Annotated in this window: 13 protein-coding genes; 8 read left to right on the forward strand and 5 right to left on the reverse strand. The window is 62.7% G+C overall.

From position 1 onward, the window contains the following. Positions 1-39 precede the first annotated feature (39 nt). Both cheR and N5D53_RS21125 read right to left on the reverse strand, forming a co-directional pair. Complete coding sequence (gene cheR, locus N5D53_RS21120) at positions 40-867, reverse strand: protein-glutamate O-methyltransferase CheR (protein WP_004575768.1); 828 nt, start codon at positions 865-867, stop codon at positions 40-42. 52 nt (positions 868-919) lie between these two features. Continuing rightward, a complete protein-coding gene (locus tag N5D53_RS21125; protein ID WP_010955104.1) occupies positions 920-1849 on the reverse strand; it encodes a chemotaxis protein CheV in 930 nt (309 codons plus the stop codon). Positions 1850-1926: 77 nt separating this feature from the next. Between N5D53_RS21125 and flgA the strand changes: the two genes are divergently transcribed. From flgA to N5D53_RS21145, 4 genes are all read left to right on the forward strand, one after another. Continuing rightward, complete coding sequence (flgA, locus tag N5D53_RS21130; protein ID WP_012051593.1) at positions 1927-2679, forward strand: flagellar basal body P-ring formation chaperone FlgA; 753 nt, start codon at positions 1927-1929, stop codon at positions 2677-2679. 164 nt (positions 2680-2843) lie between these two features. After that, entirely contained in the window at positions 2844-3158 is a 315-nt protein-coding gene (flgM, locus tag N5D53_RS21135; protein WP_003254479.1) for a flagellar biosynthesis anti-sigma factor FlgM, read from the forward strand. A gap of 49 nt (positions 3159-3207) precedes the next feature. After that, positions 3208-3675, forward strand: a complete 468-nt coding sequence (locus N5D53_RS21140; protein ID WP_020193298.1) for a flagellar protein FlgN — start codon at positions 3208-3210, stop codon at positions 3673-3675. Between the two features lie 79 nt (positions 3676-3754). Further along, on the forward strand, positions 3755-4498 hold the full coding sequence (locus N5D53_RS21145) for a flagellar brake protein (protein ID WP_104961042.1): 744 nt from the start codon (positions 3755-3757) through the stop codon (positions 4496-4498). A 93-nt stretch (positions 4499-4591) separates the two neighbouring features. Here N5D53_RS21145 and N5D53_RS21150 read toward each other — a convergent pair whose 3' ends face one another. The 3 genes from N5D53_RS21150 to bkdR form a co-directional block, all read right to left on the reverse strand. Then, positions 4592-5932 carry an MFS transporter gene (locus N5D53_RS21150; protein ID WP_104961041.1) on the reverse strand — a complete coding sequence of 447 codons (1341 nt, stop codon included), beginning with the start codon at positions 5930-5932 and terminating at the stop codon, positions 4592-4594. Between the two features lie 131 nt (positions 5933-6063). Continuing rightward, a complete protein-coding gene (locus N5D53_RS21155) occupies positions 6064-7305 on the reverse strand; it encodes a glutamine synthetase family protein (RefSeq protein WP_190870192.1) in 1242 nt (413 codons plus the stop codon). A 232-nt stretch (positions 7306-7537) separates the two neighbouring features. Beyond that, the gene (gene bkdR / locus N5D53_RS21160; protein WP_003254485.1) at positions 7538-8023 is read right to left on the reverse strand and encodes a Bkd operon transcriptional regulator BkdR; all 486 of its coding nucleotides are present in this window, start codon (positions 8021-8023) and stop codon (positions 7538-7540) included. Between the two features lie 198 nt (positions 8024-8221). Here bkdR and N5D53_RS21165 point away from each other — a divergent pair, with 198 nt between their 5' ends. The 4 genes from N5D53_RS21165 to lpdA are packed head-to-tail and all read left to right on the forward strand — an operon-like array spanning position 8222 to position 13168. Beyond that, the gene (locus N5D53_RS21165; protein WP_003254486.1) at positions 8222-9454 is read left to right on the forward strand and encodes a 3-methyl-2-oxobutanoate dehydrogenase (2-methylpropanoyl-transferring) subunit alpha; all 1233 of its coding nucleotides are present in this window, start codon (positions 8222-8224) and stop codon (positions 9452-9454) included. A gap of 1 nt (position 9455) precedes the next feature. Continuing rightward, positions 9456-10514: an alpha-ketoacid dehydrogenase subunit beta gene (locus tag N5D53_RS21170; RefSeq protein WP_012051588.1), complete on the forward strand. Its 1059-nt coding sequence runs from the start codon at positions 9456-9458 to the stop codon at positions 10512-10514. Beyond that, positions 10515-11786 (forward strand): dihydrolipoamide acetyltransferase family protein, encoded by a 1272-nt coding sequence (locus N5D53_RS21175; RefSeq protein ID WP_190869607.1) that lies wholly within the window; start codon positions 10515-10517, stop codon positions 11784-11786. Between the two features lie 2 nt (positions 11787-11788). Continuing rightward, positions 11789-13168, forward strand: a complete 1380-nt coding sequence (gene lpdA, locus N5D53_RS21180) for a dihydrolipoyl dehydrogenase (protein WP_003254489.1) — start codon at positions 11789-11791, stop codon at positions 13166-13168. Positions 13169-13245 lie beyond the last annotated feature (77 nt).

Consider the following 13245-nt stretch of genomic DNA (forward strand, 5'->3'; position numbering starts at 1 on the left):
TACAAAAAGGCCGGCATCTCTCGATACCGGCCTTCGTGCTTACTTGGCCTGGTAGATGATCCCCGGGCTGCACTGCACCATCTGGTAATGGTCCGGCAAGCCGTTCAGCGCTTCCGAGGCGCCGAGGAACAGGTAGCCACCGGGCTTGAGGGTACTGTGAATGCGCAGCAGGATGTCCTTCTTCACCTGCGCCGAGAAATAGATCAGCACATTGCGACAAAACACGATGTCGAACTTGCCCAGACTGGCATAACTGTCGAGCAGGTTGAACGAGCGGAACTCGACACGACTGCGAATCGCCGGCTTGACCGCCCAACGCCCCGGCCCCTTGGGGTCGAAATAGCGCTGCAGGCGTTCCTGGGACAGGCCGCGGGCAATCGCCAGGCTGTCGTATTCGCCGGTCTTGCAGTTGGTCAGCATGGTGCCGGAGAGATCGGTGGCGACGATCTGCGCCCCCATCTTCAACTGGCCGAGGTTGCTGCGCTCGAACTCGTCGATCGCCATCGAGATGGAATACGGCTCCTGCCCCGACGAACAGGCCGCCGACCACATGCGCAGGCGCTGGCCGGGGTTGTTGCGGATGAACTCGGGGATCACCTTGTTCTTCAACACCTCGAAGGGATAGGTGTCGCGAAACCACAGGGTCTCGTTGGTGGTCATGGCATCGACCACCTGCTCGCGCAAACCGCCGCGCGGCTGGGCCTGGATGCGCTGCACCAGCTCACCCAGGCTCTTGATGCCCTGTTGTTCCATCAGCTTGTTGAGACGGCTGGAAACCAGGTACTGCTTATTCTCGCCCAGCAGGATGCCACAGGCTTTCTCCAGGAAGACCCGGAACTGTTCGAAATCCAAATTACCCGTAGACACTACTGCCGCCTCTTTTCAATCACTGGTGCCGGAGGGCATGCCCCCGGCTGCTTCAATGCGCTGCCTTGATCCGGTCGACCACCCGCTGGGCCAGGTCATCCGGCTTGAACTTGGCCAGGAAGTCATCGGCACCGACCTTCTTGACCATTGCCTGGTTGAACACCCCGGAAAGCGAAGTATGCAGGCAGATGTGCAATTTTTGCATGCGCGGATCGCTGCGAATCTCTGCGGTTAGCGTATAACCGTCCATTTCCGGCATTTCAATGTCCGAGATCATCATCAGGAACTCTTCTTCCGGCTTTTTGCCCTCATCCACCAGCTGACGCAGGTAGTTCAGCGCCTGACGGCCATCATTGAGCGCCACCACCTCGACCCCTACGGTCTGCAGGCACCGGCTGACCTGTTTGCGCGCAACCGACGAGTCGTCGACGGTCAGCACCCGCATCAACACCGCCTTGTCCTGCACTTCGGCATCGATCACACCGGCCGATACCGACTCGGACGACGGCGACACTTCGGCCAGCACCTTCTCCACGTCGATGATCTCGACCATGCGGTTGTCCACCCGAGTGACCGCGGTCAGGTAGTGATCACGGCCGGTACCCTTGGGTGGCGGATGGATCTCTTCCCAGTTCATGTTGACGATGCGCTCCACCGAATGCACCAGGAAGCCTTGGGTCTTGGTGTTGTACTCGGTGATGATCACGAAGCTGTTGCGTGTGTCTTCCTGCAACGGCCGCAACCCGGTGGCCATCGACAAGTCGAGGATCGGGATGGTCGCCCCGCGAATATTGGCAACGCCACGCACCACAGGGTGCGCCTTGGGCAGCAGGGTCAGCGCAGGGCATTGCAGTACTTCCCTGACCTTGAACACATTGATGCCGTAAAGCTGTTCGCCATTGAGGCGGAACAGCAGCAATTCCAGGCGATTCTGCCCCACCAGCTGCGTGCGCTGGTTGACCGAATCCATAACACCCGCCATGCCAGACTCCTTAACGTTTCAGCCTTTCGTTGCAACTCAGGTAGCGAGTCGGCACGGGCTTTGCTTTTTTGAGTGTCATGCACACGAAAACGACATTTTCCCGACGATTGACACGCCTGCTGACTGGCCCGCTGGCCACGCTGTGCCTGCTGATGCCCGGCGTTCGCACGGTGGCGAACGCGTTCACCTTGCCTGAACAGCTTATCGGTGTCACCCAAGGGTTTCTTGAATTCACTGTTGAAGATTATCTGTCCACCACCCAGACTGCCGGCCGCTATGAAATCCAGGTCAACCCACTGGACCCACGCCTGCGCATGCCGTTGTGCAGCCAGCAGCTGGACGCCTCACTGGAAAGCCCGGCCCAGCCGCTGGGCCGGGTGACGGTACGGATACGCTGCAACGGCGCAGCACCGTGGACGGTATTCGTGCCGGCCACCGTGCGACTTTTCCGCGATGTGGTGGTGGTGACCCGCCCGCTCAAGCGCGACAACACGGTCGGCGAAGGTGACGTGGCCCTGCGCGAGCGCGATGTCGGTACCCTGGGCCAGGGCTTTCTGACCGAGCTGGACCAGGCGGTGGGCATGAAGATGCTGCGCCCCACGGTGATCGACCAGGTGCTCACCCCGCAACACCTGGAACAGGCCGAGGTGGTGCGCAAGGGTGACCAGGTGGTGATCATCGCCCGCAGTGGCAGCCTGAGTGTGCGCATGCCGGGCGAAGCCCTGAGCAAGGGCGGCCTGAGCGAGCAGATCCGGGTACGCAACCTCAATTCCAAACGCGTGGTCAAGGCCAGGGTGACCGGCCCGGGCCAGGTCGAGGTCAGTATGTAGGCCAGCCACCAGATTGCGCTGGCAGTGAGGAACCGCTTTTCCTAAACTGTGTCAGAACACGGGTTCGCGGGCTTGCCGACAGGCGGCAATGCATTTGTGCCTAAAGTTTATATCGGGTTGGCCGAAAACAAGGCAAGCGTCCAAATACCCAGAGGTTTCTGATCATGGTCATCGACTTCAGTCGTTTGAATAACTCTCCGTCCGTCACGGGCGGCGTGCGCGGCAACACCGCGTCCGGCAGCGCCGAAAAACCGGCAGCCAGCCAGGAAGCGGTGAAAGACACCAGCGCCAGCGGAGAGGCGGTACACCTCAGCCAAGAGGCACAGCAGTTGCAGAAGATCAGCGACAAGCTGCGCGACGAGCCCGTGGTCAACAGCGCCCGTGTGGCCCAGTTGAAGCAGGCGATCGCCGACGGCAGCTACCAGGTCGATGCCGGCCGGGTCGCCAGCAAACTGCTTGATTTCGAAGCCCAGCGCTGACCGTACGGCGCGCTGACTTCACGGACGCCAGAAAAGCCAAGAGTTAGCCATGCACGACACCACCTTGCTGCAACTGATCGAAGATGACATTGCCCCGATGCAGGAATTGCTCGACCTTCTGCACAAGGAAGCAATCGCCCTGCATGGCCGCGACATGCCGCTGCTGGAGCAAATCCTGGCGCGCAAGCAGTCGTTGATCATCTTGCTCGAGCAGCATGGCCAGCGCCGCAGCCAATTGCTCGGCAGCCTGGGCCTGAGTGCCGACCGCATCGGTGTGCAGGCTGTAGCCGCGCAGTCACCCCATGGTGATGTGATGCTGCAGCGGCTCGACATGTTGTCGCAACTGATGGACGACTGCCAGCAGGTCAACCAGACCAATGGCCGGATCATCCAGGTGCAGCAACACGTCACCAACAACCAGATCCGCATCCTTCAGGGCGGCGATTCGCCTTCGCTCTACGACAGCCGTGGCAGCACCTCGCCGCTGGCCAAGCCGCGCGCGCTCAGCCAAGTGTGATTTTTCTATCAAGGCACAGAACATAGTGGCAAAATGCCGTTACTTGCGTGTGTCGCTTTTGCCTGGAGAACAATAAGCTGTGTTCAATGAATCCGATGCCCCGCAACCACCCAAGGTGTTGAGCACCCCCTTGGAGATTGCGGCCAACTTGCGGCAGCTGCAGGAAAGCCACGACCCCCTGATCATCACCTTCCACGACCGCAGCCAGCGCTTCCAGAGCTATGTGGTACACGTGGACCGCGAAAGCAACACCCTGGCACTGGATGAGATGATCCCCCGTGACGGCGAGAAATTCATCGAGAACGGCGAGCACTTCCGTGTCGAAGGCTTCCACGATGGTGTACGCATCGCCTGGGAATGCGATCACGCGCTGAAAATCAGCGAAGTCGACGGCCACCGCTGCTACAGCGGCGCCCTGCCGCAAGAGGTGACCTACCACCAGCGCCGCAACGCCTTCCGCGCCGCGCTGAAGCTATCGCAGCTGGTCGACATCATCCTCGACGGTGCTCACCTCAAGGGCAACGGCGCCATGCGAGGCAAGCTGCTGGATATCTCGGCCACCGGCTGCAAACTGCGCTTTGAAGGCAATGTCGAAGACCGCTTGCAACTGGGCCAGGTGTATGAGCGTTTCAAGGCAGGCAACCCACTGGGCCTGGTGGACACCATGGTCGAGCTGCGTCATCTGCACTATGAAGAGCGCATCAACACCACCTTTGCCGGCGTGCGCTTCCACAACTTGAGCGGGCAGGCTCAACGCAAGATCGAGAGTTTCGTGTACCAGCTGCAGCGTGAGGCGCGGCGGTTCGACAAGGACGATTATTGATCGTCGGTCGGTAAAACAGAAAACGCCACCTGCTGAGGTGGCGTTTTCATTTGTGTTTCTGCTGGGCTGGCCTCTTCGCGGGTAAACCCGCTCCTACACCGACTTGCTGACCTCTTCAGGTTCAGGCGCCTGTTGCTGCGCGCCCTTCTCTTCATCCTCGGTGTCTTCAGCCGCCACCGGCGCCTGCATCACGTCCTGCACCGTCTGCTCATCCACTCGCGGGTCCAGCGCCGCCGACAATGGCGAACCGGCCGCCGGCATCGCCACGTGGCCCAGCGGTGCGTCCTGCACCTGATGCAGGCCGGTAACCGCTTTCGGCCGAATGCGCCAGACCAGCACCAGGGCAAAGAATACGAAGAAGGCATACAGCATCTGCGCGCCCAGCACTTTCATCAGAACCCCTGCCGCCAGCGGGCCGACGCATGCACCCACACCGTAGGTCACCAACAGCATCGCCGTCAGCGATACCCGGCGCTCGCTTTCCACGTGGTCATTGGAAAAGGCAACCGCCAGCGGGTACAGGCAAAACTGCAGCAACGAGATCAGGAAGCCGATACCGAACAGCAACTCCAGCGGCACACTGGGCAGTATTGCCAATGGCGCAGCCGCCAGCGCCAGCCCCACTGCCACACTCCGAATCAGCACCGCCCGGTCATAACGGTCAGACAACCAGCCCAGCGGCCACTGCACCAGCAGGCCGGCAAAAATGCAGCTACCCATGAACAGACCGATCTGCTCGGTACTCATCCCCTGGCTTGACGCATATAAAGGCGCCAGACCGTAGAACGAGCCGACAATCAGCCCCGAGCCCAAAACCGTACTGAGCGACTGCGGCACGCGCTTGATGAAGAACTTCGGCTCCATCGGTGCCGGGCGCAAGGGCGCCGGGTGAATACGCCGGGTCATCGCCACGGGCACCAGGCACAGGGCAAAGCACATCGCCACCAGCATCAGCAGCTCAGGGCCGAGCTGCGGGTGCACCACCAGAATCAACTGGCCAAGCACCAGCCCCAGGTACGAGGCAATCATGTAGCCGCTGAACACCGCGCCCCGGTGCTTCACATCGGCCTGCTCATTGAGCCAGCTCTCGATGACCATGTATTGGCACATCATCCCCAGGCCGACGATCACGCGCAGCCCGACCCAGGCCGGCAGCCAGCTGGTCAGGCCATGGCCGAGCACCGCAGCGCCGACGATACCGGCACAGGTGGCATAGGCTCGTATGTGCCCTACCCGTCCGATCAGCCGGTGGCCAACCTTGCCGCCAACCGCCAGACCAAAGTAGTTGGCCGCCATCAACGCACCCACCCACAGGCTGTCGACATGGTCGGCAGCCAGGCGCAGGGCCAGGTAGGTGCTGAGCAGGCCCGAGCCGATCAACATCATCAGCGCGGCGAAATACAACGACTGAAACGGCTTCCATACATTTCGCATACGTCCCGTGGAGCTCCCTGGTCAGGTGGCAGTTTTGGGTGCTAGCAGCATAAAGGCAAAACCCGCCTGGCGCAGGCCCCCGACAGCTATTTGGCACTGCGGGGGCGTGCCCGGTGCAGGTTGTGTCGCGCTCAGGCCTGTGCCGCCAGGACCCGGCGCTCCCACGGCGTGATCTCGTCGAAGAAATCGCTCAGCTCAAGGGTCTTGCTGGCAATGTAGCCTTCGATGAACTCGCTGCCGAACAGTTCCCGCGCCAGCGTACTGCGCTTGAGCCTTTCAAGGGCCGCGTGCAGCGTGCACGGCAGGCTCAGGTGCTCGGGCACTTCGAATTCGCCCTGGATGGCCGGCGATGGCTGCAAGCGCTGCTCGATGCCATGCAGCCCGGCGGCCAGGCTGGCTGCAATGGCCAGGTAGGGGTTGGCATCGGCGCCAGGCAGGCGGTTTTCCACCCGTCGCGCGACCGGCGCACTGGCCGGAATGCGCAAGCCAGCGGCGCGATTGTCCTCGGACCAGCACGCATTGTTCGGCGAGGCATAGGGGTGACACAGACGCTGGTAGGAGTTGACGTTGGGTGCGAACAGGGCGGTGAAGTCGGCCATGCACGCCTGCAACCCGCCGATGAAATGGTGGAAGGTGTCTGTCGGCAGGCCCTGCTCGTCACTGAACACGTTACGCCCGCTGCCGGCCTCGACCAGGCTCTGGTGAATGTGCATGGAACTGCCGGGCGTACGCGCCAGCGGCTTGGCCATGCAGACCACGGTCAGCCCGTGCTTGAGCGCCACTTCCTTGAGCAGGTGCTTGAACAGGAAGGTCTGGTCGGCCAACAGCAGCGGGTCACCGTGCAGCAGGTTGATCTCGAACTGGCTGACACCCATTTCGTGCATGAAGGTGTCACGTGGCAGGCCGAGCGCGGCCATGCAGTGGTACACCTCCTTGAAGAACGGGCGCAGGCCGTTGTTGGAACTGACACTGAACGCCGAATGGCCCAGCTCACGGCGGCCATCGCTGCCTACAGGCGGCTGGAACGGTTGCTGCGGGTCGGTGTTGGGGGCGAAGACGAAGAACTCCAGCTCGGTTGCCACTACCGGCGCCAGGCCCAGTGCCGCATAGCGGGCTATCACGGCCTTCAACTGGCCCCGGGTGGACAGTGCCGAGGGCCGGCCATCCAGCTCGTTGGCATCGCAGATGGCCAAGGCGCGGCCGTCATCGCTCCAGGGCAGGCGGTGGACCTGACTGGGTTCGGCCACCAGTGCCAGGTCGCCGTCGTCACTGCCGTAGAATTTCGCTGGTGGATAACCGCCCATGATGCATTGCAGCAGCACGCCCCGGGCCATCTGCAGACGACGGCCTTCGAGGAAGCCTTCGGCGGTCATCACCTTGCCGCGCGGGACGCCGTTGAGGTCGGGGGTGACGCATTCGATTTCATCGATGCCCTGGAGCTGAGCAGTGCTCATGACGCTTGTCCTTGTTGTTGTAGGCTGACAACAACATAGGCTGCGGGTGTTTAAAATATCAAGCAGCCTATTGGGTGGCTGTCCCGGCCTCTTCGCGGGTGAACCCGCGCCTACAGGTGGATGCGATCCTTGTGCCGGCGCCGCCCCCCCCCTACTCCCGCAAGGTCATGCCATTGGCCGGCAACGGCAACGCCGTCTTGTAGCGCACCTGCTTCAGGGCAAAACTCGAGCGAATATTGGCTACCCCTGGCAAGCGCGTCAGGTAATCGAGAAACCGCTCCAGCGCCTGGATGCTCGGCAGCAGCACCCGCAGCAGGTAATCCGGATCGCCGGTCATCAGGTAGCACTCCATCACCTCGGGCCGCTCGGCGATCTCTTCTTCAAAGCGATGCAACGACTGCTCCACCTGTTTTTCCAGGCTGACATGGATAAACACATTCACATCCAGCCCCAGCACCTCAGGCGACAGCAAGGTCACCTGCTGGCGGATCACCCCCAGCTCTTCCATGGCCCGCACCCGGTTGAAACAAGGCGTGGGCGAAAGGTTCACCGAGCGTGCCAGCTCGGCATTGGTGATGCGGGCGTTCTCTTGCAGGCTGTTGAGAATGCCGATATCGGTACGATCGAGTTTGCGCATAAGACAAAATCACCGGTTTTTTGTGTTTATGCGGAATGTTTATCTGCCCCGCTCAGCAAAGGCAATCAACTTGAGAGAAAAATTCTCCTGCCGTGCCACTAAGATGTAGGTGACGCTGACTTACCAGTCACAAGCCGGTACTCAGCGGCGGCCGCTTCAGAGCTCACAAAAACAAATACCCGAGCGAGCGTAAAAAGCATGAACGAGTACGCCCCCCTGCGTTTGCATGTGCCCGAGCCCACCGGCCGGCCAGGCTGCCAGACCGATTTTTCCTACCTGCGCCTCAACGATGCAGGTCAAGCCCGTAAACCCGCTATCGATGTCGATGCTGCCGACACTGCGGACCTGTCCTACAGCCTGGTCCGCGTGCTCGACGAGCAAGGCGATGCGCAAGGCCCCTGGGCCGAAGACATCGACCCGCAGATCCTTCGTCAAGGCATGCGCGCCATGCTCAAGACGCGGATCTTCGACAGCCGCATGGTGGTTGCCCAGCGCCAGAAGAAGATGTCCTTCTACATGCAAAGCCTGGGCGAAGAAGCCATCGGCAGCGGCCAGGCGCTGGCGCTGAACCGCACCGACATGTGCTTCCCGACCTACCGCCAGCAAAGCATCCTGATGGCCCGCGACGTGTCGCTGGTCGAGATGATCTGCCAACTGCTGTCCAACGAGCGCGACCCCCTCAAGGGCCGCCAGTTGCCGATCATGTACTCGGTGCGCGAAGCCGGCTTCTTCACCATCAGCGGCAACCTGGCGACCCAGTTCGTACAGGCGGTCGGCTGGGCCATGGCATCGGCGATCAAGGGCGATACCAAGATCGCCTCGGCATGGATTGGTGACGGCGCTACTGCCGAGTCGGACTTCCACACCGCCCTCACCTTTGCCCACGTATACCGCGCCCCGGTCATCCTCAACGTGGTCAACAACCAGTGGGCCATTTCCACCTTCCAGGCCATCGCCGGTGGCGAGTCGACCACCTTTGCCGGCCGTGGCGTGGGTTGCGGTATTGCTTCGCTGCGGGTTGACGGCAACGACTTCGTCGCCGTGTACGCCGCCTCGCGCTGGGCGGCCGAGCGCGCCCGCCGCGGCCTGGGCCCAAGCCTGATCGAGTGGGTCACCTACCGTGCCGGCCCGCACTCGACGTCGGACGACCCCTCCAAGTACCGCCCTGCCGACGACTGGAGCCACTTCCCGCTGGGTGACCCGATCGCCCGCCTGAAGCAGCACCTGATCAAGATCGGCCACTGGTCCGAGGAAGAACACCAGGCCGTCACGGCCGAGCTCGAAGCTGCGGTAATTGCCGCACAGAAAGAAGCCGAGCAATACGGCACCCTGGCCAACGGGCACATCCCGAGCGCCGCCTCGATGTTCGAGGATGTGTACAAGGAGATGCCCGAACACCTGCGCCGTCAACGCCAGGAACTGGGGGTTTGAGATGAACGACCACAACAACAGCATCAACCCGGAAACCGCCATGGCCACCACTACCATGACCATGATCCAGGCCCTGCGCTCGGCCATGGATGTCATGCTTGAGCGCGACGACAATGTGGTGGTGTACGGCCAGGACGTCGGTTACTTCGGCGGCGTGTTCCGCTGCACCGAAGGCCTGCAGAACAAGTACGGCAAATCGCGCGTGTTCGACGCGCCCATCTCCGAGAGCGGCATCGTCGGTACCGCCGTGGGCATGGGTGCCTATGGCCTGCGCCCGGTGGTGGAGATCCAGTTCGCCGACTACTTCTACCCGGCCTCCGACCAGATCGTCTCCGAGCTGGCCCGCCTGCGTTACCGTTCGGCCGGCGAGTTCATTGCCCCGCTGACCCTGCGCATGCCTTGCGGCGGCGGCATCTATGGCGGCCAGACTCACAGCCAGAGCCCGGAAGCGATGTTCACCCAGGTGTGCGGCCTGCGCACCGTGATGCCGTCCAACCCTTATGACGCCAAAGGCCTGCTGATTGCCTCGATCGAATGCGACGACCCGGTAATCTTCCTGGAGCCCAAACGCCTGTACAACGGCCCGTTCGATGGCCACCACGACCGCCCGGTAACACCGTGGTCGAAGCACCCGCACAGCGCCGTGCCCGACGGCTATTACACCGTACCACTGGACAAGGCCGCCATTACCCGCCCTGGCAATGACGTGACCGTGCTGACCTACGGCACCACGGTGTACGTGGCCCAGGTGGCCGCCGAAGAAAGCGGCGTCGATGCCGAAGTGATCGACCTGCGCAGCCTGTGGCCGCTGGACCTGGACACCATCGTCGAGTCGGTGAAGAAGACCGGCCGTTGCGTGGTGGTGCACGAGGCCACCCGCACCTGCGGCTTCGGTGCCGAGCTGGTGTCGCTGGTGCAGGAGCACTGCTTCCACCACCTGGAGGCGCCGATCGAGCGCGTCACCGGCTGGGACACCCCCTACCCTCACGCACAGGAATGGGCTTACTTCCCAGGCCCTTCGCGGGTAGGTGCGGCACTGAAAAAGGTCATGGAGGTCTGAATGGGCACGCACGTCATCAAGATGCCGGACATTGGCGAAGGCATCGCGCAGGTCGAGTTGGTGGAATGGTTCGTCAAGGTCGGCGACATCATCGCCGAGGACCAGGTGGTGGCCGACGTCATGACCGACAAGGCCACCGTGGAAATCCCCTCGCCGGTCAGCGGCAAGGTGTTGGCCCTGGGTGGCCAGCCCGGGGAAGTGATGGCGGTCGGTAGCGAACTGATCCGCATCGAAGTGGAAGGCAGCGGCAACCATGTGGATGTGCCTCAGCCAAAACCGGTAGAGCCCCCGGCGGCACCCATCGCAGCCAAGCCGGAACCGCAGAAAGACGTAAAACCCGCCGTGTACCAGGCGCCCGCCAACCACGAAGCTGCGCCCATCGTGCCGCGCCAGCCGGGCGACAAGCCGCTGGCCTCGCCTGCCGTGCGCAAACGCGCCCTGGACGCCGGTATCGAACTGCGTTATGTGCATGGTAGCGGCCCGGCCGGGCGTATTCTGCACGAAGACCTCGACGCCTTCATGAGCAAGCCGCAAAGCAATGCCGGGCAAGCACCTGATGGTTATGCCAAGCGCACCGACAGCGAGCAGGTGCCAGTGATCGGCCTGCGCCGCAAGATCGCCCAGCGCATGCAGGACGCCAAACGCCGGGTCGCGCACTTCAGTTATGTCGAGGAAATCGACGTCACCGCCCTGGAGGCCCTGCGCCAGCAACTCAACAGCAAGCACGGCGACAGCCGTGGCAAGCTGACCTTGCTGCCATTCCTGGTACGCGCCCTGGTCGTGGCGCTGCGTGACTTCCCGCAGATCAACGCGACCTACGATGACGAAGCGCAGATCATCACCCGCCATGGCGCGGTGCATGTGGGCATTGCCACCCAAGGTGACAACGGCCTGATGGTGCCCGTGCTGCGCCACGCCGAAGCGGGCAGCCTGTGGGCCAATGCCGGCGAGATTTCGCGCCTGGCCAACGCTGCACGTAACAACAAGGCCAGCCGTGAAGAGCTGTCCGGCTCGACCATCACCCTGACCAGCCTTGGCGCCCTGGGTGGCATTGTCAGCACGCCGGTGGTCAACACCCCGGAAGTGGCAATCGTCGGGGTCAACCGCATGGTCGAACGGCCAGTGGTGATCGACGGCCAGATCGTCGTGCGCAAGATGATGAACCTGTCCAGCTCGTTCGACCACCGCGTGGTCGATGGCATGGACGCCGCCCTGTTCATCCAGGCCGTGCGTGGCCTGCTCGAACAACCCGCCTGCCTGTTCGTGGAGTGAGCATGCAACAGATTATCCAGACTACCCTGTTGATCATCGGCGGCGGCCCTGGCGGCTATGTAGCAGCCATCCGCGCCGGGCAACTGGGCATTCCTACCGTACTGGTGGAAGGCCAGGCACTGGGCGGCACCTGCCTGAACATCGGCTGCATCCCGTCCAAGGCGCTGATCCACGTGGCCGAGCAGTTTCACCAGGCCTCGCGCTTTACCGAACCCTCGCCGCTGGGCATCAGCGTGGCTTCGCCGCGCCTGGACATCGGCCAGAGCGTCACCTGGAAGGACGGCATTGTCGACCGGCTGACCACCGGTGTTGCCGCCCTGCTGAAAAAGCACGGGGTGAAAGTGATGCATGGCTGGGCCAAGGTACTGGACGGCAAGCAGGTCGAGGTCGATGGCCAGCGTATCCAGTGCGAGCATCTGTTGCTGGCGACCGGTTCCAGCAGTGTCGAACTGCCTATGCTGCCGCTGGGTGGCCCGGTGATTTCCTCGACCGAAGCCCTGGCGCCGAAAGCCCTGCCGCAACACCTGGTAGTGGTCGGCGGTGGCTATATCGGCCTGGAGCTGGGCATTGCCTATCGCAAGCTGGGTGCACAGGTGAGTGTGGTGGAAGCGCGTGAGCGCATCCTGCCGACCTACGACAGCGAATTGACCGCCCCGGTGGCCGAGTCGCTGAAGAAACTGGGCATAGCGCTGCACCTGGGCCACAGCGTCGAGGGCTACGAAAATGGCTGCCTGCTGGCCAGCGACGGCAAGGGTGGGCAACTGCGCCTTGAGGCCGACCAGGTACTGGTGGCCGTGGGCCGCCGGCCGCGCACCAAGGGTTTCAACCTGGAATGCCTGGACCTGAAGATGAACGGCGCCGCCATTGCCATCGACGAGCGCTGTCACACCAGCATGCACAACGTCTGGGCCATCGGCGACGTCGCTGGCGAACCGATGCTGGCGCACCGGGCCATGGCCCAGGGCGAGATGGTCGCCGAAATCATCGCCGGCAAGGCCCGACGCTTCGAGCCGGCAGCGATTGCCGCCGTGTGCTTTACCGACCCGGAAGTGGTGGTGGTCGGCAAGACCCCGGAACAAGCCAGCCAGCAGGGCCTGGACTGCATCGTCGCGCAGTTCCCGTTTGCCGCCAACGGCCGGGCCATGAGCCTGGAGTCGAAAAGCGGTTTCGTGCGGGTGGTGGCGCGCCGTGACAACCACCTGATCGTGGGTTGGCAGGCGGTTGGCGTGGCGGTCTCCGAGCTATCCACCGCGTTTGCCCAATCGCTGGAGATGGGCGCGTGCCTGGAAGATGTGGCCGGCACCATTCATGCCCACCCAACGCTCGGTGAAGCGGTACAGGAAGCCGCACTGCGCGCCCTGGGCCACGCCTTGCATATCTGACACTGAAGCGGCCGAGGCCGATTTGGCCCGCTGCGCCGAGAGGCGCTGCGGGTCTTTTTTCATTCAGGCCATCTAAG

Source organism: Pseudomonas sp. GD03862 (genome assembly GCF_029840855.1).
Taxonomy (GTDB): domain Bacteria; phylum Pseudomonadota; class Gammaproteobacteria; order Pseudomonadales; family Pseudomonadaceae; genus Aquipseudomonas; species Aquipseudomonas alloputida.